General features: G+C 73.1%; 22 protein-coding genes. 9 read left to right on the top strand and 13 right to left on the bottom strand.

Annotated features, from left to right (window positions below):
* Positions 1–49 precede the first annotated feature (49 nt).
* Entirely contained in the window at positions 50–769 is a 720-nt protein-coding gene (gene lepB, locus ABH925_RS00325) for a signal peptidase I (RefSeq protein ID WP_370144415.1), read from the top strand.
* Positions 770–827: 58 nt separating this feature from the next.
* Here lepB and ABH925_RS00330 read toward each other — a convergent pair whose 3' ends face one another.
* The 4 genes from ABH925_RS00330 to ABH925_RS00345 all read right to left on the bottom strand — a co-directional run bounded on the left by ABH925_RS00330 (position 828) and on the right by ABH925_RS00345 (position 6,057).
* Positions 828–1,916: an alpha/beta hydrolase gene (locus tag ABH925_RS00330; protein ID WP_370144417.1), complete on the bottom strand. Its 1,089-nt coding sequence runs from the start codon at positions 1,914–1,916 to the stop codon at positions 828–830.
* A 35-nt stretch (positions 1,917–1,951) separates the two neighbouring features.
* Positions 1,952–2,665 carry a class F sortase gene (locus tag ABH925_RS00335; protein ID WP_370144419.1) on the bottom strand — a complete coding sequence of 238 codons (714 nt, stop codon included), beginning with the start codon at positions 2,663–2,665 and terminating at the stop codon, positions 1,952–1,954.
* A gap of 279 nt (positions 2,666–2,944) precedes the next feature.
* On the bottom strand, positions 2,945–5,128 hold the full coding sequence (locus tag ABH925_RS00340) for a hypothetical protein (RefSeq protein ID WP_370144421.1): 2,184 nt from the start codon (positions 5,126–5,128) through the stop codon (positions 2,945–2,947).
* Between the two features lie 266 nt (positions 5,129–5,394).
* Entirely contained in the window at positions 5,395–6,057 is a 663-nt protein-coding gene (locus ABH925_RS00345; RefSeq protein WP_370144423.1) for a hypothetical protein, read from the bottom strand.
* Between the two features lie 266 nt (positions 6,058–6,323).
* Between ABH925_RS00345 and ABH925_RS00350 the strand changes: the two genes are divergently transcribed.
* The 3 genes from ABH925_RS00350 to ABH925_RS00360 all read left to right on the top strand — a co-directional run bounded on the left by ABH925_RS00350 (position 6,324) and on the right by ABH925_RS00360 (position 8,759).
* On the top strand, positions 6,324–7,046 hold the full coding sequence (locus ABH925_RS00350) for a dienelactone hydrolase family protein (protein WP_370144425.1): 723 nt from the start codon (positions 6,324–6,326) through the stop codon (positions 7,044–7,046).
* A gap of 160 nt (positions 7,047–7,206) precedes the next feature.
* On the top strand, positions 7,207–8,112 hold the full coding sequence (locus ABH925_RS00355) for an oxygenase MpaB family protein (protein WP_370144427.1): 906 nt from the start codon (positions 7,207–7,209) through the stop codon (positions 8,110–8,112).
* A gap of 92 nt (positions 8,113–8,204) precedes the next feature.
* Positions 8,205–8,759: a Chromate resistance protein ChrB gene (locus tag ABH925_RS00360; protein ID WP_370144429.1), complete on the top strand. Its 555-nt coding sequence runs from the start codon at positions 8,205–8,207 to the stop codon at positions 8,757–8,759.
* Positions 8,760–8,825: 66 nt separating this feature from the next.
* Here the strand turns inward: ABH925_RS00360 and ABH925_RS00365 are convergent, their stop codons facing one another.
* Together ABH925_RS00365 and ABH925_RS00370 are read right to left on the bottom strand one after the other, a co-directional pair.
* Positions 8,826–9,020: a hypothetical protein gene (locus ABH925_RS00365; RefSeq protein ID WP_370144431.1), complete on the bottom strand. Its 195-nt coding sequence runs from the start codon at positions 9,018–9,020 to the stop codon at positions 8,826–8,828.
* On the bottom strand, positions 9,017–9,760 hold the full coding sequence (locus ABH925_RS00370; RefSeq protein WP_370144433.1) for a COG4280 domain-containing protein: 744 nt from the start codon (positions 9,758–9,760) through the stop codon (positions 9,017–9,019). The genes ABH925_RS00365 and ABH925_RS00370 overlap by 4 nt, the downstream gene beginning before the upstream one ends.
* 200 nt (positions 9,761–9,960) lie before the next feature.
* Between ABH925_RS00370 and ABH925_RS00375 the strand changes: the two genes are divergently transcribed.
* The gene (locus ABH925_RS00375; protein WP_370144435.1) at positions 9,961–10,257 is read left to right on the top strand and encodes a GNAT family N-acetyltransferase; all 297 of its coding nucleotides are present in this window, start codon (positions 9,961–9,963) and stop codon (positions 10,255–10,257) included.
* A 76-nt stretch (positions 10,258–10,333) separates the two neighbouring features.
* Here the strand turns inward: ABH925_RS00375 and ABH925_RS00380 are convergent, their stop codons facing one another.
* Positions 10,334–12,073, bottom strand: a complete 1,740-nt coding sequence (locus tag ABH925_RS00380; protein ID WP_370144437.1) for a pyruvate dehydrogenase — start codon at positions 12,071–12,073, stop codon at positions 10,334–10,336.
* Between the two features lie 193 nt (positions 12,074–12,266).
* Here ABH925_RS00380 and ABH925_RS00385 point away from each other — a divergent pair, with 193 nt between their 5' ends.
* The 4 genes from ABH925_RS00385 to pgm all read left to right on the top strand — a co-directional run bounded on the left by ABH925_RS00385 (position 12,267) and on the right by pgm (position 18,371).
* Entirely contained in the window at positions 12,267–12,959 is a 693-nt protein-coding gene (locus ABH925_RS00385; RefSeq protein ID WP_370144439.1) for an alpha/beta hydrolase, read from the top strand.
* Positions 12,960–13,261: 302 nt separating this feature from the next.
* The gene (locus ABH925_RS00390) at positions 13,262–15,871 is read left to right on the top strand and encodes a DUF4118 domain-containing protein (RefSeq protein WP_370144920.1); all 2,610 of its coding nucleotides are present in this window, start codon (positions 13,262–13,264) and stop codon (positions 15,869–15,871) included.
* Positions 15,868–16,554: a response regulator gene (locus ABH925_RS00395; RefSeq protein ID WP_370144441.1), complete on the top strand. Its 687-nt coding sequence runs from the start codon at positions 15,868–15,870 to the stop codon at positions 16,552–16,554. The genes ABH925_RS00390 and ABH925_RS00395 overlap by 4 nt, the downstream gene beginning before the upstream one ends.
* A gap of 167 nt (positions 16,555–16,721) precedes the next feature.
* Positions 16,722–18,371, top strand: a complete 1,650-nt coding sequence (pgm, locus tag ABH925_RS00400) for a phosphoglucomutase (alpha-D-glucose-1,6-bisphosphate-dependent) (RefSeq protein ID WP_370144443.1) — start codon at positions 16,722–16,724, stop codon at positions 18,369–18,371.
* 30 nt (positions 18,372–18,401) lie between these two features.
* Here pgm and ABH925_RS00405 read toward each other — a convergent pair whose 3' ends face one another.
* From ABH925_RS00405 to ABH925_RS00430, 6 genes are all read right to left on the bottom strand, one after another.
* Positions 18,402–19,205, bottom strand: coding sequence for a putative protein N(5)-glutamine methyltransferase (locus ABH925_RS00405; protein WP_370144445.1), 804 nt, complete (start codon positions 19,203–19,205; stop codon positions 18,402–18,404).
* Positions 19,206–19,454: 249 nt separating this feature from the next.
* The gene (locus ABH925_RS00410; protein ID WP_370144447.1) at positions 19,455–19,664 is read right to left on the bottom strand and encodes a DUF2277 domain-containing protein; all 210 of its coding nucleotides are present in this window, start codon (positions 19,662–19,664) and stop codon (positions 19,455–19,457) included.
* A gap of 138 nt (positions 19,665–19,802) precedes the next feature.
* Entirely contained in the window at positions 19,803–20,303 is a 501-nt protein-coding gene (locus tag ABH925_RS00415) for an NUDIX domain-containing protein (protein ID WP_370144449.1), read from the bottom strand.
* 517 nt (positions 20,304–20,820) lie between these two features.
* Positions 20,821–21,081, bottom strand: coding sequence for a hypothetical protein (locus ABH925_RS00420; protein WP_370144451.1), 261 nt, complete (start codon positions 21,079–21,081; stop codon positions 20,821–20,823).
* Positions 21,078–21,260 (bottom strand): hypothetical protein, encoded by a 183-nt coding sequence (locus ABH925_RS00425; RefSeq protein ID WP_370144453.1) that lies wholly within the window; start codon positions 21,258–21,260, stop codon positions 21,078–21,080. Before ABH925_RS00425 ends, ABH925_RS00420 begins: the two co-directional genes overlap by 4 nt.
* Positions 21,257–21,670, bottom strand: a complete 414-nt coding sequence (locus ABH925_RS00430) for a hypothetical protein (RefSeq protein WP_370144942.1) — start codon at positions 21,668–21,670, stop codon at positions 21,257–21,259. Before ABH925_RS00430 ends, ABH925_RS00425 begins: the two co-directional genes overlap by 4 nt.
* Positions 21,671–21,675 lie beyond the last annotated feature (5 nt).

Below are 21,675 nucleotides of genomic sequence, written 5' to 3' on the forward strand. Positions count from 1 at the left end.
CTGTTCGTTGGTCGGAGTGGCGTATGCGCCGCGACGAGGGGTGGGACCTGTGGAAGAGCCGGTGGGGGACATCGTGCTGGACGAGCCGGAGACGGCCGGACAGCCGGCGGAGGGGGCCCGCACGGCCCGGAAGCGTCCGCTGTGGAAGGAACTGCCGTTCCTGGTGGTGACCGCGCTGGTGCTGGCGCTGATCGTGAAGACCTTCTTCGTCCAGGCCTTCTCCATCCCCTCCGAGTCGATGCAGAACACCCTGCAGCCCGGTGACCGGGTGCTGGTCGACAAGCTCACCCCCTGGTTCGGCGCGCAGCCGCAGCGCGGCGAGGTGGTGGTCTTCCACGACCCCGGCAACTGGCTGCAGGGCGAGAATCTGCCGACCCAGAGCAGCAATCCGGTGCTGCGGGACGTCCAGTCGGTGCTGAGCACGGTGGGCCTGATGCCCTCGGCCGACGAGCGGGACCTGATCAAGCGGGTGATCGCGGTCGGCGGCGACACGGTGCAGTGCCAGGCCGGTTCGCCGGTGAAGGTCAACGGCGTCGCCCTGGTCGAGCCGTACATCTACCCCGGCGCGACCCCCTGCGACGACAACCCGGTGGGCACGGTGACCGTGCCGAAGGGGTACCTGTGGGTGATGGGCGACCATCGCAACGACTCCGCCGACTCCCGCTACCAGCGGCTGCGGGGGCAGGCCGGCGGCTTCGTGCCGGTCGGTGACGTCGTCGGCCGCGCCTTCCTGGTCGCCTGGCCGGCCGACCGCTGGGCGACGCTGTAGCCGGAGGCGGGCTGCCGATCGGTGGCGGGGTCCTCGGTGCGGGGCACGGACCCGTGGGTCACTGGCGGAGCTGTCGGCTGAGCCAGCGGAAGGCGTCGGGCAGCATCGACTGCCAGACCTGCATGTTGTGACCCCCGTGCGCCACCGTCAGCAGGTCGCCGCCGGCGGGGGCACGCAGCGCCGCGAGCAGCGCCCTGGCGTCGCCCACCGTCTGCCCGTCCTCGCGGCTGCCGCCCAGCAACAGCCGGATGTCGGGCTGGACGCTCCGCCGCCGCAGCACCCGCAGCGGGCTGTTCGCGGCGATCAGCTCCGGATGCCGGTTGACCACGACCCCGGCCACCGGGTCGTTGTAGCCGGAGATGCTCACGGCCGAGTGGAACACCTCCGGATGGTGCACGGCCAGGTCCACCGCGCAGTAGCCGCCCGCCGAGTAGCCCATCACCGACCAGTCGTAGGGGTCGGCCGAGGCGCGGAAGTGCGCCTTCACGATGGCCGGAACGTCCCGCGCCAGCCAGGTGTCGGTACGCGGGCCGCCAGGCAGGTCGGTGCAGCCCGCGTCCGCGCCGCCGAGGGTGTTGGAGGTGGCCGCGACCAGGATCATCGGCCGGGCCTGCTGGGTGCCGATCAGCCGGTTCAGCGCATCCTGGCCGGCCATGGCGGTGAACCAGGACACCGGCGTGCCGGGCTGGCCGGGCAGCAGCTCGACCACCGGGAAGCGCTCGCCGGCGTGCTCGGGCTCCCCGTACTGCGGCGGGAGCCAGACCAGCACCGTGCCCCGGACCTGCGAGTAGGCGCCGACCGGTTCGGCGACCTGCAGCCCCCGCTCGCCGGCGTGGAAGACGGCGCTCAGGTCGCCGGCGCCGGTCTGCGCCCCGGCGAGCGCGGCACCGGTGTTCGGCCGGGTGCTGCTCGGGGTGGAGCCGCCGGAGAGGTCGGCCCAGGAGTCGTAGAAGGCGTAGTGGTCGTTGACGCAGACCAGCACCACCAGCACCGCCGCCGCCTGGCTGAGGCCGAGCAGCAGCAGCCGGCCCGCGACCCGGGCCGGCCGGGGCCCCGGCACCCGGTTCCAGACCACCAGGGTCAGCAGCGTCAGCAGCAGCCCGACGGCGATCGCCGTGCTCAGGAACGCCACGCCGTTCAACGACATACGGGACCTTCCGGAGCGGGGACGGGGTCGAGCTGTCAGCCGGCGCTCGCCCGGCTCGCCGAGAGGTGCGCGTAGACGACCACGTTGCCCAGGTAGCCGCTGCTCCTGCTGAAGCCGCCGCCGCAGGTGATCACCCGCAGCTGCGGGTCGCTGGTCGGGTCGTACACCTTGGCGTCGGGGAAGGACGCCTTGGCGTAGACCTCGATGGCGTCGATGGAGAACACCGCCTCGGAACCGTCCTGGCGGTCGACGTCGATGGCGTCGCCCTTGTGCAGGGCGCCGAGGCCGTAGAAGACGGCCGGGCCCTTCATGGTGTCGACATGCCCGTCGATCAGGGCGTTTCCGGCCGAGCCGGGTGTGGGGCCGCCCTTGAACCAGCCGGCCAGGTTCCTGTTCTCGTCCGGCGGGACGTCCAGATGGCCGGTGGAGTCCAGGCCGAGGGCGATCATCGGCGCGTTGACCCCGATCACGGGGATCCGGATCCGGACCGGGGCGGAGGTGCCCATCGGCTGCGGCGCGGGAGGCGCGGACTTCGCCGGTACGGGGGCGGCGTGGCCGGCCGCGCCGGGGAGGGGGGCGACGGCGGCGGTGTGCGGGGTGGGCGGCGCGCTCTGGAACGCGTCCGACCCGCTGGGCTGCGGTGGGGCCGTGGTCCTGGATCCGTCGACAAGCAGCCAGCTGCCGACGGCCAGGGTGGCTATCAGTGATATCGCCAGCAGACCGTTCTGCTTGGGGCGGTCGTCGGGCATGGCCCTCCCTCGGTCCTGTCCTGCGGTCGGTCCTGTCGTGCCGTGCCGTCGTGGCCTTCGGCACAGCAAAACCGGAGCTGTCCGGGCCCGCATCGCCAACCGCCCGGCGGCGGTGCCCCCACAGCTCTGCCGGCGCCGCCGGTTCCGGTTCGACGGTGCAGGTCACAGCGGGTCACGCCGGGTGCTCCAGGTTGCGAGCAGTGCTCTCGGCCACGGTGCGCCGATCGGGTGAGGCGCGCACCCGCCCGGAGTCGCCGCGCCGTCGCTTCGTCGCCCCGCTCATCGGTGGTCTCTCCTGCGGGTGTTGGTGGTGAGCTCCTCGTCGCCGGGCCGGTCGCCCGCGGTGAGCCGCGCCCAGGCGTCGGCGAACAGGACCGGCGCCGCGCGGTGCGGCAGGATCGCGCCGGCGGCCGGGAGCTCGTACAGGCCGGCCTTCCAGTTCTCCACCGGCAGTCCGGGCGACCTGGTCTCCTGCCAGCCGCCGGGCAGGAAGAGGCCCCGACCGGCCCTGGCCCGCCTGGCCTCCAGGACCAGGTCGGTGGCCGCCAGTTCGGCCCGGGCCCGCTTCAGCCGGGCCGGTGTCCAGCCGGTCCAGCGCGCGCTGTTGCGGTCGGTCGGGTCGGGGAGGGCGAGCAGCTGGAGGTAGAGCGCGGCCGCGTCCTCGCCGAGCCCGCACGCCCTGGACACCTCGGCGACCAGGGCCGGGACGCTGCGCTGCGGGTTCTGCGCCCAGCCGGGCGGCTCGTCGGCCGACGAACCGTCGGCCACCAGCCGGGCCAGGTCGTCGCTGAGCAGCGCGCGCACGGCGGCCACCGTCGGCCTCGCGTGGAAGCCGGCCACCAGGCCGCCGAGCAGGTCGAGCGACGGGTCCTGCGCGCCGGTGAGCGCGGACGGCCGCAGGTAGGCGGCCTCGCCGACCTGACCCGGCGCCAGCACCAGCGCCTCGCCGCAGCTCACCAGGCCGTCGCCGGCCGCGCCGCCCTGCTCGGGGGGTCGAGTGTGCTGTGCCATCCCGGTGAACTGCGGCAGCCCGGCGTGTTCGGGCAGCACCGCGGCCGGCGACTTGTTCGGCAGGGTGGAGTGCACGTCGAGGTCGAGCAGCAGCCCGGGGTCGGCGAGCCGGCTGCGGATCGCCGCCAGCGCCGTCGGCAGCAGCGGCCGGAGGGCGTCCCCGTAGGGCAGGTTGTGGGCCGGCCAGCGCAGCGCGTGCACGGCCCCGGCCAGGCTCTGCACCCCGGGCAGGGCACCGCTGTCGTCGGCGACCAGTTCCCCGGCGACCGGTGCCTCGGCGACCGGTGCCTCGGCGACCAGTTCCTCGGCCCGGTCCACCCGGCGCAGCCGCTGGGTGGTGGTGCGGGACAGCCACGCGGTGGTGGCCGGGTTGAGTACCTCCTCGATCGCCTCGATGCTCGCGCCGTGGACCGAGGCCCGCACCTCGTCGGGCAGGGTCACCAGCCGGCCGCGCCGCTGGATCCAGCGCTCCGCGGCGGCGTCGACCGCCAGGCGGCCGTCCCAGAGCCCGGCCGGGTCCGCGGGCAGCAGGGCGGCGAGGACGGCGTCACGATCGGCCTGGTCGATCGCGCGCACCCAGGTACGGGCGGTCCTGGCCGCGGCGGCCTTCAGCCCGAACCGCGCGAGCAGCTCCTTGGAGAGGAAGTCGCTGGACCAGTAGGCACGCTGCGCGCGCCCCTCGTTCCAGGCGACCAGCAGTTCGCCGTCGACGAAGCGCAGCCGGGGCCGCTGCCAGTGGTGGGTGGTGCTGGGCACGCGCAGATCGTGTTCGAGGAGAACGCCGTGGGGGCCGACCACCACCGCCCGCTTCCGGCGGATCAGGATCAGCGCGGGCCAGGCGTCCTCGACCTGCAGGTCGTTCTTGCCGGTGCGGCCGGGGACGGCGCCGACCGCGGAGTCGTCGTACCCGAGACGGCGCAGACCCTCCTCCAGGGCGGTCCAGCCGAGCTCGTCCAGGATGCCCGCGCGGAGGGTGCGGCCGAGCAGGGCGGCGACGTCCAGTCCGGCGATCCGGGCGGCGGCGGCCGGGTTGGCGCCCATGACCGCGCGGCGCACCGGACCGAGGGAGAGCAGCAGGCTGTACGCGCCGGCCAGTCCGCGTGCGGACAGCAGCCGGTCCGCCTGCTCGTCCGCCCATTCCGCGACCAGTGCCTGCAGCACCGGGTGGCGCGCGACGAGCGCCCCGAGCCGGTCGTCGTCACCCGGGCCCCAGACCGGGGGGATGGCGTCCCGCAGGGTGCCCCGGAAGCGCGGATCCGCCGCGACGGCCGCCAGGTCCCGGCGGCCCGGGTCGCCGTTCGCCAGCCAGGCGCCGAGGTCGACGGTCAGGGAGGGCGGCGGGTCCGCGACCGGCACCCCCTCGGCGAGCAGCAGATCGAGCAGGTTGAGCGCGGTCGGGTGGATCCGGGTCAGCTCCACCGGAACTCCCTCGGCGCGCAGCCGCTCCACCATCCGGGCGGCCAGCTCCAGTGTCGCCCCGCAGCTGGGGCGGGTGGGCCGGCCGCGAGCGAGGTGGTCGGCTCATCGCCGCAGCCATCGGGCGGCCGGTTCCGCGCCGGTGGCCCCCGGGTCCGTCAGCAGCAGATCCGCGCCGGAGTCGCGGAGGATCTCCAGCCAGGCAGCCTCGTCGGTGGCACCGTGGTCGGCGGGGCCGGGCGGAGTCGGCAGGATCTCCAGCAGCCGGGCCCGCGCCCGCCCGTCGCGGCGGGCGAGCTCGATCAGCGGGCCCGCCAGGACGTCCAGACCGTGGCGGGCGCGCGGCCGATGGCCGGCGAGAACAGCAGCTCGCCGAGCAGCACCCGGGTCTGCTCGCGCTGGTCCAGGCCGGCGGCCCTGATCAGCGCGCGGGCGTCCCCGGCACACTCCGCGTACGGGGCCATCCCCGCCGCGGAGCGCTCCGCGCAGAGCCGGCGGAACTGCTGCCACGCGGTCAGCGGGTCGAGCCGGGTGCCGAGGCCCCTGACGTACTGGCGCAGGGCCTTGACGGTGAGTGCGCCGCCCAGGGCGAACTCCAGGAACACCGCCCGCAGCCGCTCCTCGTCGATCTCCAGGCCGAAGGTGCGTTCGGCGTCGCGGGCCTTGCCGAAGTAGGACGCGGCGTGGGTCCGGTTGCCCTGCTCCAGGAAGATCCGCCCGACCTGCTCGCAGTAGGTGGGCAGGAAGTGCGGCACCGTGCCCCCGAGGCGGGTGGCCAGCTCGTCGAAGCCCTCCCTGGCGCTGCCCGGCTTCGACGTCGACAGGCGGGTGAGCCGCTCGATCTCCGTGACCACGGCCAGCGCGTGGTGACCGTTGGCTGGGTCGTGGACCAGTGCCCAGGCCGGGAAGCCCAGCGCCTCCTGACGGACCTGGCCGACCTCGACACCCGCTGCCAGCCGTGCCATGACAGCCCCCTCCCGCCGTGTTCCCGAACTGCTGTGTTCCTGGACTGGGCAGAAACGTAGCGGGCGGCACTGACAAACGATCAGCCTCCGCAAAAAACCTGTTCGCGGACCACGCCGACCGCTGCTACTCTGCCGGAGGCCGTGCGAGAGAAGGAGGAGGTGGTACCCGTGAACGCAGTATCGACATGGGTGCTCCCCTCCGTGGTCACGGTCGGACGATAGATCGTCCGGGAGCGCCATTCAGAGCACTCCCGAAAGGCACGACCATGCGATTCACTTCTGAGCAGCGCCTCGACGACGGCGTCGTCGAGCGCGAATTCACCCTCGGCGAGATCCCCGGCACCCTGTGGACGCCTGAGTCCGCCGTACCGGTCCCGCTGATCCTGATGGCCCACAACAACGGCCTGCCCAAGGGGGAACCCCGGCTGGTGGCCCGGGCCCGGCACTCCGCCGCGCACGGCTACGCCGTGGCCTCCATCGACGCCCTGGGGTGCGGTGACCGGCCCCGTTCCGCCGCCGCCGTGCAGGCCCGCGCCGACCTGCGTCGGGCGATGCAGGCCGGCGAGCCGGTCGATGAGATCTTCGAGTCCTTCATCGGCCCGCTGGTCGACAACGCGGTCCCGGAATGGCGGACCACCCTGGACGCCCTGCTCTCGCTGCCCGAGATCGGCGGCCCGGTCGGGTACTCGGGCTGGACCGCCCTCGGCATTCGGCTGGCGGTGGCCGAGCCGCGCATCGCGGCCGCCGGCTTCTTCGCCGGGGGTTACGTGCCCCTCGCCCAGCGCGAGGAGGCCCGGCAGGTCACCATTCCACTGCTGTTCCTGCTGCAGTGGGACGACGAAGGGAACCCCCGGCAGCGGGCCCTGGACCTGTTCGACGCCTTCGGCACCAAGGAGAAGACGATGCACGCCAATCTGGGCGGGCATACCGGCACCCCGTGGTTCGAGAAGGAGGACGGGGACCGGTTCTTCGGCCGGCACCTGAAGTAAGGCCCGGCCGCCAGGCCGGCAGCAGCCGTTAGCCGCTGTCGGCCTGGCGGCTGCTCATCGAGGACGGGCCCCGGACCCGGCCGGGCAGTCGCTCCGGACCCGCCCCCGTCGGCAGACCCCCGGCGTAGCATGAAGGCCGGTGACGGGGGAGGGAGGCGCCGTGGTGGCAGGGCCTTCGACACGCAAGCCTTCGACGGGTTCGACGGACAAGTCCTCGACGGGCAAGTCGTCGGTCGACGGGACGGTGGACCCCGGGCTGTTCGGGCCGGAGTCGGTGACCTGGCGGGTGCACGCCGATCCCACGATGCTGCTGGCCGGGGTGCGTGCGCTGCTGCTGCAGGCACTGCACCCGCTGGCGATGGCCGGGGTGGCCGAGCACTCCTCCTTCCGCCAGGACCCCTGGGGTCGGCTGGTCCGCACCGCCGAGTACCTCGGCGCGGTCACCTACGGCACCACCGAGGAGGCACAGGCCGCGCTCGACCGGGTCCGGGCGGTGCACGTGGTGGTGCGGGGCACCGACCCGCACACCGGGCTCGGCTACCGGGCCGACGACCCCGAGCTGCTGCGCTGGGTGCACTGCTGCGAGGTGGACTCCTTTCTGGGCGTCACCCGCCGGGCCGGGCTGCGGATCAGCGCGGCCGACGCCGACCGCTATCTGACGGAGCAGCAGCTGCTGCCCCGGCTGCTCGGCGTGCCCGAATCGCTGCCGGTTCCGGGGACGGTGTCGGAGCTCGCCGGGTACTTCGACGAGGTCCGGCCCGCGCTGCAGCTGACCCCGGCCGCCCGGGACGCGGCGCGGTTCGCGCTGATGCCGCCGCTGCCCGGCTGGGTGGCGCTGCTGACCCCGGCCCGGCCCACCTGGGCCGCCGTGACCTGCACCGCCGCCGGCCTGCTGCCGCCCTGGGCGCGCCGGATGTACGGGCTGCCGGTGCCGCCCGGCGCCGAACTGGCGGCCACGGTCGCCGCCCGCAGCTGGCGCACCGGCCTGGTGCTGCTGCCCGGCGTACTGCGCGAGGGCCCGTATCTGAAGGCCGCGCGGGCCCGGTTCGGCGCCGACGCGCCGTAGGGCTTAGCGTTCGTGCTCAGGGAACGAGCGGACGAGGGGCAAGGGTGTCGGAGACTGCCGCAACGCCGGCTGTCGGCGTGACAGCTGCCGGCGTGACGACTGCCGGAACGACGACGGAACTGCGCTGGCTGGTGCTGGTCTACAAAGTGCCGGCCGAGCCGACCCGGCTGCGGGCCGGGGTCTGGCGGAAGATCAAGGGCCTCGGGGCGATCTACCTGCAGAACTCGGTCGCGGCCCTGCCGTGGAGCAGCGGCGCCGAACGCGCGTTCCGGATGCTGCGCAACGAGATCACCGAGATGGGCGGCACGGCGCAGCTGATGGAGTCCCAGGTGCTGGCCGGCGGCGCGGAGATCGCGCAGGCCTTCAACGCGGCACGGGACGACGAGTACGAGGAGATCATCGACCGCTGCCAGGACTTCCTCGGCGAGATCGAGAAGGAGTACCGGGCCGAGCACTTCACCTACGCCGAGTTGGAGGAGAACGACGAGGACCTGGTGAAGCTGCGCAACTGGTTCGCCAAGATCCAGGCCCGGGACGTGCTGGGCGCGTCCGGATCGGCGGCGACCACGGCAGCGCTGCAGCGCTGCGCCGAGGCGCTGGACGGGTACGCCGCGCGGGTCTACGCCGAGGAGGGCGAAGGCCAGTGACGTCCCGTCGGCCCCGGGCCGGGCAGCGCCGGCGGTCAGGTCCGGCGGTCTGGGCCGACGGGTCCGTTACCGCCGGGCGCGGCGCAGGGAGAGCCCCAGCAGAGCGATCACGGCGAGCGGCGGCAGCCACCAGGCGTTGACGCCGAGGTGCACCAGCGCCCAGGTGGCGGCAAGGGCGACCACCACGCCGGCGGCCACCCGCCAGTCGTCGCCGACGACGAAGTCGTACCAGAACCGGGCGAAGGAACGCAGGTGCTTCATCGGGCCAACTCCTCGCGGGGGGCGGTACGCAGCAGCGGAACGCAGCCGAGCCCGAGCACGGCCACGGCGGGGACCAGCACCAGCAGCGCGGCGTCCGAACCGGGCCAGTGCACGCCGGCGCCCTCGGCGGACCAGAACACCCCGAACGAGGTGAGCATGGTGCCGACAGCGAACTTCATGGTGTTCTCCGGCACCCGCGCCAGCGGCGCCCGCACCGCGAGCCCCAGCCCGGCGACGGCGAGCACGGCCGCCGTGGCGCCGAGCACGGCCATCGGCAGGTCGTGCTGGCTGGCGCCGAAGGTCAGCACGATGAAGACGACTTCGAGCCCTTCGAGGAAGACGCCCTTGAAGGAGAGGGTGAAGGCGTACCAGTCCCGGACCGCCCAGCGGCCTCCGGTGGCGGCGGCCCGGGCGGCGGCGAGCTCCTTGGCGTAGGCGGCGTCCTCGTCGTGCAGGGCCTTCAGGCCGGCGGCGCGCAGCACCGCCTTGCGCAGCCACTGCAGCCCGAAGATCAGCAGCAGCGTGCCGACGACCAGCCGCAGGGTGCCCAGCGGCACCCGGTCCACAGCGGGACCGAGCGCCGCGACGGTCGCGGCCAGCGCGACGACGGAGGCCAGCGTGCCCTGGACGGCCGAGCCCCAGTGCCGGCCGGTGCCCGCCGCGAGGATGATCGTCAGGGCCTCGACGGCCTCGACCATGCAGGCCAGGAACACCGTGCCGAACAGGACCCAGGCGCTCATCGCGGGGTCCGGATGTGGATCGTCGAATTCGTCACGCCCTGATTCTAACGACTGTTACATCTGAAGTGAAGACTTCTTTCCGCCGTACCCCCTGGTCAGCGCCGTCACCGGCCCGTGCCGGGCGGGGGCCGTGGTGCGGCAGGGGCCGAGCTGGGCCAGTATGGAGCGGTGACCTTGGATCAGCGAGAGGAAGGGTCCGCATGACCACGGAGCCCGAAGTGACGATCAGTGACGTCCCCGGGGCGCATCGCTTCGAGGCAAAGATGGACGGTGAGCTGGTCGGCTTCGTGTCCTATGTGCGGGACGACAAGGTCGTCGACTACCAGCACACCGTGGTCGGTCCCGCCTACGAGGGGCTGGGCATCGGCGGGAAGCTGGCCCGCGCGGTCCTGGACGACGCGCTGCGGCGCGGCCTTGAGGTCATCCCCTCCTGCCCGTTCCTCAAGGCGTGGATCACCCGCCACCCGGACTGGGACGAAGAGTCCGGCGGCGCCTGAGCCGAGGGCCGGTCCGGCCGGACGGGCCCTCGACTCAGGCCACCGGTGGCCCGCCGGACGGAGCGACGGCTGGGCGTCAGGGGCGGGGGATGTTGCGGAGGTTGGCCCGGGCCAGGGCGAGCATCGAGCCGACCCCGCCGTCCAGCACGGTACGGCCCGCGGCCAGGGCGAAGCCCCTGAGCTGGCCCAGCTCGATGTGGGAGGGCACCGACAGCGCGTTGGGGTCGGTGATCAGCTCGACCAGGGTCGGCCCCGGCGTGGAGAGGCTCTTGGCCAGGGCGTCCCGCACCTCCCTCGGATCCTCCACCCGCGCCGCGGGGATGCCGATGCCCCGGGCGATCGCGGCGTAGTCCACCGGCGCGTGGTCGGTGCCGAACGACGGCAGGCCGTCCACCAGCATCTCCAGCCGGACCATGCCCAGCGAGGAGTTGTTGAAGACCACCACCGTGACGTTGAGGTCGTGCTGACGCACGGTCACCAGCTCGCCGAGCAGCATGCTCAGCCCGCCGTCGCCGGACATCGACACGATCTGCCGGGCGCGGTCCGGGAAGGCGGCGCCGACGGCGTGCGGAAGGGCGTTGGCCATCGAGCCGTGGGCGAAGGAGCCGATCACCCGGCGGCGGCCGTTGGGGGTGAGATAGCGGGCGGCCCAGACGTTGTTCATGCCGGTGTCGACGGTGAACACGGCGTCCTCGTCCGCGAGTTCGTCCAGCACCGCGGCGGCGTACTCGGGATGGATCGGGGTGTGGTCCTCGACGTCGTGGGTGTAGGCGCCGACGGCCCGGGTGAGCGCGCGCTCGTGCTTGCGCAGCATGTCGTCCAGGAAGCGGCGCGAGGACTTCGGCCGCACCAGCGGCCGCACCGCCCGCAGGGTGGCCGCCACGTCGCCGTGCACCGCCAGGTCCAGCGTGGTGCGCCGGCCCAGCCGGCGGGCGTCGCGGTCGACCTGGATGGTGTTGCGCTGCGGCAGGAAGGCGTCGTACGGGAAGTCGGCGCCGAGCATCAGCAGCAGGTCGGCCTCGTGCAGCGCGTCGTAGCAGGCGCCGTAGCCGAGCAGACCGACCATGCCGACGTCGTAGGGATTGTCGTACTGGATCCACTCCTTGCCGCGCAGGGTGTGGCCCACCGGCGCGTTCACCGCCTCGGCCAGGTGCATCACCTCGGCGTGGGCGTCGCGGGTGCCGGCTCCGCAGAACAGCGCGACCTTGTCGGCCGCGTTGATCGCGTCGGCCAGGGCCTGGATCGTGTCCGGGTCGGGGTGCACCGGAGCCAGCGTCGCGGCCGGCGCCGAGTTGCCGGTCGGATGGGCGGCGGGACGGTCGGCGACGTCGCCGGGCAGGACCAGCACCGAGACCCCCGGCGTGCCGACGGCGTGCTGCACCGCGATCCTGGCGATCCGCGGCATCTGCTCCGGCTGCGAGATCAGCTCGCAGTAGTCGGCGGCCTCGGCGAACAACGCCTCGGGGTGCGTCTCCTGGAAGAAGCCGGTGCCGATCTGGGCGGACGGGATGTGCGAGGCGATGGCAAGCACCGGGGCCCCGCTGCGGCGGGCGTCGTAGAGACCCTGCACCAGGTGTGTGTTGCCGGGCCCGCAGGAGCCCGCGCAGACCGCGAGCCGCCCGGTGATCTGTGCCTCGGCGGCGGCGGCGAAGGCGGCGCCCTCCTCGTTGCGGACATGCACCCACTCGATGCCGTCGGTCCGGCGGATGGCGTCGACCAGGGGGTTGAGACTGTCCCCGACCACGCCGTAGATGCGTTGCACGCCTGCCTGCAGCAGGACCTGGACGAACTGGTCGGCGACCTTGGGACGGGCCACGGGACTCCTCTTTCGCGCGCGAACGACCGCTCGCTGATCGTTCGGTGATCGTTGTGTGGTGATCGTTGTGTGCAGCTGCTCCTACCCAGTTGCCGGCGATCTCCACCGGCGCGGCGGCTGTTCAGGCTGTGGTTGTTGACGCGGCGCTTGTTTACGCGGCGCTTGTTTACGCAGCGCTTGTTTACAATCCGGCATGACCGATCAGCACCCGGGGACCGCCGCCGTACTCCTGCTGCCCGGCGGGGGAGTGAGCGGCACGGCGCGTCCCAGGGCCTGGGACCTGCCCTCGCTGCGGATGCGGCCCTTCGCGCGGGCCATCGGCGCGGCGCTGCCGGGCGGCGCGGCCGGCGTCTCGGTGGTCCGCTACCGGCACAAGGGCTGGAACGGCGAGCGGGCCGACGCCGCGGCGGACGCGCTGCGCGCGGTCGAGGCGGCGGAGGCGGCCGGGTCCGAGCGGGTGGTCCTGGTGGGCCACTCCATGGGCGGGCGGGCCGCGCTGCGGGCCGCCGAGCATCCGGCGGTACGCGGTGTGGTGCTGCTGGCGCCGTGGTGCCCGAGCGGCGAACCCGTCGCCCAGCTCGCCGGGCGGCAGGTGCTGGTGCTGCACGCCCCGCACGACCGGGTCACCTCCCCGGCCGAGTCGCTCGACTGCGCCCGCCGGGCCCGCGAGGGCGGCGCCGCCGTCTGCCGGATGCTGGTCGCCCACAGTGACCACGCGATGCTGCGCCACGCCGGCAGCTGGCACGCCGCGACGGCCGGGCTGGTCGCCGGGCTGCTCGGGGCCAGGCCCTTCCCGGCCGAGGTGGCCGAGGCGCTGCGGCTGCCCGGCGACAGCCCGGAGGGGCTGGAACTCCCGCTGCCGGAACTGCCGTTGCTCCGCCCCTGAGCCGGTGGGCGGCCCGGATCCCGCCGGCAGGCGGCCCGGAACCCGGCGATCCGCCGGCGCTGCCCGAAACCACGGCAGGGCGTTAAGGAACCGTCAAGGATCGGCGGGCGGGCGCAAGGGAGGCGTCAAGCATTCGCCGGATGATGATCGACATGAGGTTTCCTTTCTTCTGAGCGCCCTGGCCTGACGGCTTCGCCGTGGCGGGCTGCGACGAGGAGGGGGTGCCCGTGGTTCGGCAGGACGAGGCTGCGACGCCGAACCCGCGGTCGCCGTACCCGCACGCCGGGGGGAAGCGGGGCAGGCTGAAGGTCTTCCTCGGCGCGGCGCCCGGGGTCGGCAAGACCTACCGGATGCTCGACGAGGCCAAGCGCAGGGCCGAACGCGGGACCGACGTGGTGGTGGCGTACGTGGAGTGCCACCGGCGCCGGGTCACCGAGCGCAAGCTGGACGGGCTGGAGGTCCTGCCCCGGATCCGCCGCACCTACCGGGGCGCCGAGTTCGCCGAACTCGACCTCGACGCGGTGCTCGCCCGCCGCCCGCAGGTGGCTCTGGTCGACGAACTCCCGCACACCAACGTCCCCGGCGGCCGCAACGAGAAGCGCTGGCAGGACATCCAGGACCTGCTGGACGCCGGGATCGACGTGATCACCACGGTCAACATCCAGCACCTGGAGTCGCTCAACGACGTGGTCGAGAAGATCACCGGGGTGCCGCAGCGGGAGACGGTCCCGGACGAGGTGGTCCGCCGCGCCGACGACGTCGAGCTGGTCGACATGTCGCCCTACGGCCTGCGCCGCCGGATGGCCCACGGCAACATCTACACCGCAGAGAAGGTCGACGCCGCGCTCTCGCACTACTTCCGGGTCGGCAACCTCACCGCGCTGCGCGAGCTGGCGCTGTTCTGGCTGGCCGGACGGGTCGACGAGGGACTGCAGCTCTACCGGGCCCAGCACGGCATAGGCGGCGTCTGGGAGACCCGCGAGCGGGTCGTGGTCGCGCTCACCGGCGGCAGCGAGGGCGAGACCCTGATCCGCCGCGCCGCCCGGATCGCGGCCAGAGCCGGCGGCGGACAGCTGCTGGCGCTGCACGTGGCCCGCAGCGACGGCCTGGCCGACGCCGACCCGGCCGCACTCGCGGCCCAGCGCCGGCTGGTGGAGAGCCTGGGCGGCAGCTACCACTCGGTGGTCGGCGACTCCGTACCGCGCGCCCTGCTCGACTTCGCCCGCGCCGAGAACGCCACCCAGCTGGTGCTCGGCACCAGCCGGCGCGGCCCGGTGCGGCGGGCGCTGACCGGACGCGGGATCGGCGAGACCACCGTCGCGCTGTCCGGCGACATAGACGTGCACATGGTGACCCACGAGCAGTCCGGCCGGGGCCGCCGGCTGCCGCTGCCGGCCCGGCCGGGCTCCATGGGGCGACGGCTGGCCGGACCGGTGGCCGGTGTCGTCGTCCCGCTGCTGCTGACGCTGCTGCTCACCCGGACCAGGGACGCGGTCAACCTGCCCAGCGACATCCTGCTCTACCTGTTCGCGATGGTGGGCGTGGCGCTGCTCGGCGGCGTCCCCTCGGCGCTGCTGGCCTCGGTGGTTGCCTCGCTGCTGCTGAACTACTACTTCATACCGCCGATCCACACGTTCACCATCGGCGACCCCAACAACCTGCTGGCGCTGGCGGTGTTCGCGACCGTCGCGGTGGTGGTCGCGGTGGTCGTCGACCGGGCCGACCGGCTCTCGCGCCGGGCCGCGAGGGCGACCGCCGAGGCCGAGACGCTCTCCGCGCTGGCCGGCAGCGTACTCGGCGGGCAGAGCGCGATCGACGCGCTGCTCGCGCGGCTGCGGGAGACCTTCGGCATGCAGTCGGTCAGCCTGCGGCTGAACGGGACCGAGGTCAGCGTCGAGGGCGAGGCCGACTCGGACGACGGGGCGCTGCGGGGTGACGGACGGCGGGACGAAGGTCTGCGGGACGAAGCGCGGCGGGGCGAGGGTCTGCGGGTCGAGGAGGTGCCGGTTGGCGAGGGCGCCGTGCTGGTGCTGCGCGGACGCCCGCTGCCCGCCGCGGACCGCAGGGTGCTCACCGCCTTCACCGCCTACGTCGCCGCCGCCCTCGACCGGGCCCACCTGGCCCAGGTGGCCGCCGAGGTGGAGCCGGTCAAGGCCGCCGACCGGATCCGCACCGCGCTGCTGGCCGCCGTCAGCCACGACCTGCGCACCCCGCTGGCCGTCGCGATGGCCTCGGTCAGCTCGCTGCGCAGCCAGGACGTGCAGTTCTCGGCGGAGGACCAGCAGGAACTGCTGGCCGGCGCCGAGAGCTCGCTGGGCAAGCTCAGCCGACTGGTGGACAACCTGCTGGACATGAGCCGGCTGCAGGTCGGCGCGCTGCCGATGGACCTGCAGCCCACTCCGCTGGAGGAGGTCGTCGCCGGGGCGCTGGACTCGCTGGCCGACGACCGTCCGCCGGTCGAGGTGAGAGGGCTCCACCGGGTCCCGGCGGTGCTCGCGGACGGGCCGCTGCTGGAACGGGTGGTCGCCAACCTGGTCGTCAACGCGCTGCGGCACGCCGACGGCACGCCGGTGCTGGTCACCGCGAGTGCGCTGGCCGACCGTGTCGAGGTCCGGGTGGTCGACCACGGCCCGGGGCTGCCCGAGTCGGACTGGGAGCGGATCTTCCTGCCGTTCCAGCGGCTCGGCGACACCGACAACTCCAACGGCGTGGGCCTGGGCCTGGCGCTGTCCCGTGGTCTGGCCGAGGCGATGGGCGGTGCGCTCACCCCCGAGGACACCCCCGGCGGCGGCCTGACCATGGTGCTCACCCTGCCCGCCGACACCACCGCCCCGCCCCACACCGATCCCGCTACCGCCCTGCCCCCTACCGATCCGCCCCATCCGCACCCGGACGAAGAAGCCCTCACGTGACCCGAGTCCTGATCGTGGACGACGAGCCGCAGATGCTCCGCGCCCTGCAGATCAACCTCCAGGCCCGCCAGTACACCGTCGCCACCGCGCCGGACGGCACCCGCGCCCTGGACGACGCCGCGCGCACCCCGCCCGACGCGGTCATCCTCGACCTCGGCCTGCCGGGGATCGACGGCGTCGACGTGATCCGGGCGCTACGGGTGTGGAGCACCGCCCCGGTGATCGTGCTCTCCGGCCGCTCCGACGCCGCCGACAAGATCGCCGCGCTGGACGCCGGCGCGGACGACTACGTCACCAAGCCCTTCTCGATGAGCGAACTGCTGGCCCGGCTGCGGGCGGTGCTGCGCCGCCCGGCCACCGAGGAGCCGATCGCCGGCAGCGCCGTGATCGGCGACCACCTGGTCGACCTGACCAGCTGCACGGTCCGCCGGATCGGCGCGGGGGAGCCCGCGGTGCGGCTGACGCCGACCGAGTGGCGGATCCTGACCGTGCTGATCCAGCACCCGGGACGGCTGGTCACCGGCCGTCACATCCTGCTCAGCGTCTGGGGACCCGGCCACGAGCGCAAGACCAACTACCTGCGGGTCTACCTGGCCGGCATCCGGCGCAAGCTGGAACGCGACCCGGCCCACCCCCGGCACCTGCTCACCGAACCCGGCATGGGCTACCGCTTCGAGCCGTGAGCCGCGCCGTGATACGTGAGAGAGTGGATCGACGGCTTCGAGGCTCCGCAGGCACGTGCGGCACGTGATCAACCGCGACAGCGGCGAGCTGAGCCTCGCGCCCCGACGTGGTTGCCCGTCCGCCCGCAGGCGGGGCCTCCTACTGGAGAGAATCCCGAGGAGCGATCATGGTGCACGACCGGGCCGGGCAACCGGCGCAGCCGAGCGATCTGGTGGATGTGGCCCGTCTGGTGACGGCCTATTACACGCTGACCCCCGATCCCGCCGACCCCGCGCAGCGGGTCGCCTTCGGCACCTCGGGACACCGCGGCTCGTCCTTCGCCTCGGCGTTCAACGAGGCCCACATCGCCGCGACCACGCAGGCCATCTGCGAGTACCGGGCCATGCGGGGGACCACCGGGCCGCTGTTCCTGGGCATCGACACCCACGCGCTGTCCGAGCCGGCCCGGGCGACCGCGCTGGAGGTGCTGGCCGGCAACGGCGTCACCGTCCTGATCGACAGCCAGGACGGCTGGACGCCCACTCCGGCGGTCTCCCACGCCGTCATCACCCACAACCGGGGCCGGACTTCGGCCGGGGCGGCACTCGCCGACGGCATCGTGGTGACGCCCTCGCACAACCCGCCGTCCGACGGCGGCTTCAAGTACAACCCCCCGCACGGCGGCCCGGCGGGCTCGGAGGCCACCTCCTGGATCCAGGACCGCGCCAACGCCATCATCGAGAAGGGCTCGGCCGAGGTCCGCCGGATCCCCTACGCCCGGGCCCTGGCCGCCGGAACCACCGGGCGGTACGACTTCCTCGGCAGCTATGTCGCCGACCTCCCGCAGGTGCTGGACCTGGACGCGGTCCGCGCCGCGGGCGTGCGCATCGGCGCGGACCCGCTGGGCGGCGCCTCGGTCGCGTACTGGGGCCGGATCGCCGAGCAGTACCGGCTCGATCTGACCGTGGTCAACCCGGAGACCGACCCCACCTGGCGTTTCATGACGCTGGACTGGGACGGGAAGATCCGGATGGACTGCTCCTCGCCCTACGCCATGGCCTCGCTGATCGAACGGCGTTCGGAGTACCGGATCGCGACCGGCAACGACGCCGACGCGGACCGGCACGGCATCGTCACCCCCGACGCCGGACTGATGAACCCCAACCACTACCTGGCCGTCGCCATCTCCTACCTGTTCACGCACCGGACCGGCTGGCCCGCGGGCGCCGGAGTGGGCAAGACGCTGGTGTCCTCGTCCATGATCGACAGGGTCGCCGCCGACCTGGGCCGACGGCTGGTCGAGGTGCCGGTCGGGTTCAAGTGGTTCGTCGACGGGCTGGAGTCGGGTCAGGTGGCCTTCGGCGGAGAGGAGTCCGCCGGGGCCTCGTTCCTGCGCCGCGACGGCGGGGTGTGGACCACCGACAAGGACGGGATCCTGCTGGCGCTGCTGGCCTCCGAGATCGTCGCGGTGACCGGCCGCACCCCGTCCGAGCACTACGCGACGCTGACCGAGCGCTTCGGCGCCCCCGCCTACGCCCGCGTCGACGCCCCGGCGACCAGGGAGCAGAAGGCGGCGCTGGCGGCGCTGTCGGCCGAGCGGGTCGGCGCGGCCGAGCTGGCCGGGGAGCCGATCACCGCGGTGCTGACCCACGCCCCGGGCAACGGCGCCGCCGTGGGCGGGCTGAAGGTCTGCACCGACAGCGCCTGGTTCGCGGCCCGGCCGTCGGGCACCGAGGACGTCTACAAGATCTACGCCGAGAGCTTCCAGGGCCCCGAGCACCTCGCTCTGGTGCAGGAGGAGGCCAGGGCCCTGGTCGCGTCGACCCTGCAGAGCTGACCCGGCTCAGGCTTGCGGTCCTGACGCGGCTCAGGCGCGCGTGCCGATGACGACGGTGGCGTAGAGCTCGTCGTCCTCGGCGAGCTCGGCGGTCATGCCGTTGCGGGTGACCATGGCAAGCGCCTCCGGCGCCTGGCGTTCGCTGACCTCGAAGAGCAGGCGGCCGCCGGGCGCCAGCCAGCGCGGTGCCTCGGCGGCGACCCGGCGCAGGACGTCCAGCCCGTCCGAGCCGCCGTCGAGGGCCACCCGGGCCTCATGGATCCGGGCCTCGTGCGGCAGCAGGTCCACGTCGTCGGTGGGGACGTAGGGCGCGTTGGACAGCAGCACGTCCACCCGGCCGAGCAGCCCTTCGGGCAAGGGGGCGAACAGGTCGCCCCGGTACACCAGGGCGCCGGTGCCGGCCAGGTTGCGCCGGGCGCACTCGACCTCTGCCGGGTCGATGTCGGCGGCGTGCAGTTCGGCGACCGGCCGCCCGGCGTCCGCCAGCGAGGCGGCGAGCGCCGCCCCCAGCGCGCCGGTGCCGCAGCAGAGGTCGACCACGACCGCCTGCGCGGGGGCCTGTGCGACCGCCCGGCGGACCAGGAACTCGGTGCGCCGGCGCGGCACGAAGACGCCGGTGTCCACGGTCACCCGCAGACCGCAGAACTCGGCCCAGCCGAGCACGTGTTCCAGCGGGAGTCCGTCGACCCGGCGGTCGACCATGGTGTCGAGGTGGTCCGGGGTGGTCGCGGTACCGACCAGGAGGTCCGCCTCGTCCTCGGCGAAGACGCAGCCGGCGGTACGGAGCCTGGTGATCAGGGCGGAGTGCTGGAGGGGAGAAATCGGCAGTGACATGAGAGCCTCTCGGGACACCGAAGGGCGCTCTCGCGGTGGACCTACCGGTCGACCGTGGGGCTGGGGGAGGAGAGCACCCGGACAGCAACGACAGCGTTGATGGGTCCCACCTCCTCGGCCGGTCTCCGCGACTCGGAGAGTTCCGTGGTCGGACCGCCCTGGCGGACCGACAGTGATCGACACCCTATACCGGCCCGGGCACGGCCTGGTAGCCGTTTATCCCGACCGGACGACGCCCCGTTCCTCGCGCTATTGCCCGCGCACCACCAGGGCGTCCAGCAACTCGCTGGTCGCCACGGCCACCGCCTCGACGGCCGCGTCGAAGGCCTCGCGGTTGTGCGCGGCGGGGGAGTGGAAGCCGGACACCTTGCGCACGTACTGCAGGGCGGCGGCCCTGATGTCGGCGTCCTCGACCTCGGGCATGGCGGGTGGACGAAGCGTCTTGATACTGCGGCACATGAGGTAGGACACCCCCACAGCTCGGGTCTGACCTGCGGGGATGCCATTCCCTCCCCCACAGGCTGGTCGTCATGGAGCGTACCTCCGCAAGCCCCCAGGCGCGGCGCATCCCGGCAGGCAAGACGGTGAGGTGGCTCGTCATTGCGCCCACGAGTCGAGTGAAACTTCCGGTCCTCCGTTCAGGTATCTGCGGAGTGCGCTCTCGGTCGTCGGCACGAAGTCCGTGGGGATCGCCTCGACCGGTTGCCAGGCCACTTGAGCGTGCTTCTCGGGCTCGCCGTTGACAAGGGTGCCGCTCCAGCGGTTTGCCGCGAAGACAACCGTCAGAAAGCCGTTCGGGGCTTCGACGCCACGCGCACCGTGGATCACGTGGGCGAGACGGAGATCACCGGCGGCAACGACCAGCCCCGTCTCCTCCTTGAGTTCGCGAACGGCGGTCTCGGTGATCGGCTCTCCTGGTTCACTCTTGCCGACCGGCAGGTCCCACATCCCATGGGCGAACTTCGCCCATGGGCCTCGCTGGAGGAGGACGACGCGCCGTGTTTCGAGGTCATGGACGATAACGGCTGCGACCAGCAGGGTCATCGACTCCATGGCGGGCTTGAGTGCCGATTGCTGGTCAGTGGTTTGCTGAGCCACGTCAGTGGGTCCTTCCGGTGGTGCGGGTGCCCAGATCAGCTGTCATGCGGTCCATGAGATGGCGGGCGCAGCGCGGGCACCAGGGCAACGCGTTCTCAGGGTCCTCGGGGCTGTCCGTCCCGCACGCCGGGCACGGCTCCACCGGATCACTCCTTACACGGTCAGGTCCTACTCTCCGGCCTTGACGGCGGCCACGTGCACCGCCGACGCCTCCGGGGTCATCGTGACGACCGTACCGGGCCGCTCGCTGTCCCGGAACGCGACAACGCCGGACACGTTGGTCGCCACCTCCGGACAGTTGCCGACCTTGGGGTCACGGCACGCCGCCGCGCTGACGGACTCGAACTGTGGTTCGGGAGCACTCCGGGCAGTCGGGAACGTCGCTCTCGACCTATGGCGCGTTCACTCCTCATCCCCAGCCCGAGGGCGAGCGGCACCAGCAGCGCCGCCGCGACGGCCCGTCAAGCACCGTCCGGGCCCGTGATGGTGGCCAGCGACCGGACGGCAGATCGAGGGTTCAGACGTACACCAGGTCCGGCACCGAGGGCCGAAACGATCGGGGCCTCTTCGACGCGGCGCGAGCACGCTGCAGGAATGGGGCGACGCACGCCCGGCAGTACCGCAGCTCGTAGCCGGGGCCGGACGCAGCCTCGACGTGGCCGACCGCGATCGTCGCGGCCTGCTTCTCGCATCGGTCGCAGTACCGGCGCATCCGCCCCGACTCCCACTTGAGCGAGTCGAGGAACGCTTCGTCGTCGGGGTGCAGTTCGCCGCTCACGGTAGTTCGACCAGGATGATCGGCAAGCTCACCACGTACTCGCGGAAGCAGTCCTCGTGGTTGATCGCGACACGCTTGCACGTGGGGTCGCCGGGACGCTGGCGGACAGTGATCCCGTCGGCCGGCAGCTGACAGAAGTCGCACATGCGGACCGGACGCGGGGTCGTGTCGGCGGTCACTCGGTCACCTCCGCCAGGTCACCGACGAGCCGGAGTAGGTCCTCGACGGTGCCGGTCAACGCGGAGACCAGGAGCAGCAGTTCGGCGGGCGCCACGCCGGACAGGTCGACCTGCCGGGCGCGTTCGAGGTCGTGGCGTGCGACACCGACCCGGAAGTCCTGGGACGGCGTCAGCGGTGGCCTGACGGAATCGGGGTGGGTCAGTGGCACGGGAACCCCCAGGTGTACGGGACAGGCGACCACGGGCCAGCCGTACCGGCCGCCATTCTGGTCGCCGGTGTAGATGTGGCCGGCAGCGGTCAGGGGAGCCTCGATGGTGCCGCAGGTGATGCAGGCTTCGCCGTGCAGGCGGGCGAGAAGGGCGTCGTCCACCGGCAGCGCGAGCGTGGAGGGGCTCACTGAATCCGCCATGACCA

The sequence above is a fragment of the Streptacidiphilus sp. EB129 genome (assembly GCF_041262645.1).
Taxonomy (GTDB): domain Bacteria; phylum Actinomycetota; class Actinomycetes; order Streptomycetales; family Streptomycetaceae; genus Streptacidiphilus.

Excerpts from the sequence above, each read along its gene's own strand:
- ABH925_RS00375 (WP_370144435.1), top strand. The coding sequence starts at position 9,961 with ATGACCACGGAGCCCGAAGTGACGATCAGTGACGTCCCCGGGGCGCAT.
- ABH925_RS00330 (WP_370144417.1), bottom strand. The coding sequence starts at position 1,916 with ATGTCGTTGAACGGCGTGGCGTTCCTGAGCACGGCGATCGCCGTCGGG.
- ABH925_RS00370 (WP_370144433.1), bottom strand. The coding sequence starts at position 9,760 with ATGAGCGCCTGGGTCCTGTTCGGCACGGTGTTCCTGGCCTGCATGGTC.
- ABH925_RS00335 (WP_370144419.1), bottom strand. The coding sequence starts at position 2,665 with ATGCCCGACGACCGCCCCAAGCAGAACGGTCTGCTGGCGATATCACTG.
- ABH925_RS00345 (WP_370144423.1), bottom strand. The coding sequence starts at position 6,057 with ATGGCACGGCTGGCAGCGGGTGTCGAGGTCGGCCAGGTCCGTCAGGAG.
- pgm (WP_370144443.1), top strand. The coding sequence starts at position 16,722 with ATGGTGCACGACCGGGCCGGGCAACCGGCGCAGCCGAGCGATCTGGTG.
- ABH925_RS00365 (WP_370144431.1), bottom strand. The coding sequence starts at position 9,020 with ATGAAGCACCTGCGTTCCTTCGCCCGGTTCTGGTACGACTTCGTCGTC.
- ABH925_RS00385 (WP_370144439.1), top strand. The coding sequence starts at position 12,267 with ATGACCGATCAGCACCCGGGGACCGCCGCCGTACTCCTGCTGCCCGGC.
- ABH925_RS00410 (WP_370144447.1), bottom strand. The coding sequence starts at position 19,664 with ATGTGCCGCAGTATCAAGACGCTTCGTCCACCCGCCATGCCCGAGGTC.
- ABH925_RS00405 (WP_370144445.1), bottom strand. The coding sequence starts at position 19,205 with ATGTCACTGCCGATTTCTCCCCTCCAGCACTCCGCCCTGATCACCAGG.
- ABH925_RS00430 (WP_370144942.1), bottom strand. The coding sequence starts at position 21,670 with ATGGCGGATTCAGTGAGCCCCTCCACGCTCGCGCTGCCGGTGGACGAC.
- ABH925_RS00350 (WP_370144425.1), top strand. The coding sequence starts at position 6,324 with ATGCGATTCACTTCTGAGCAGCGCCTCGACGACGGCGTCGTCGAGCGC.
- ABH925_RS00340 (WP_370144421.1), bottom strand. The coding sequence starts at position 5,128 with ATGGTGGAGCGGCTGCGCGCCGAGGGAGTTCCGGTGGAGCTGACCCGG.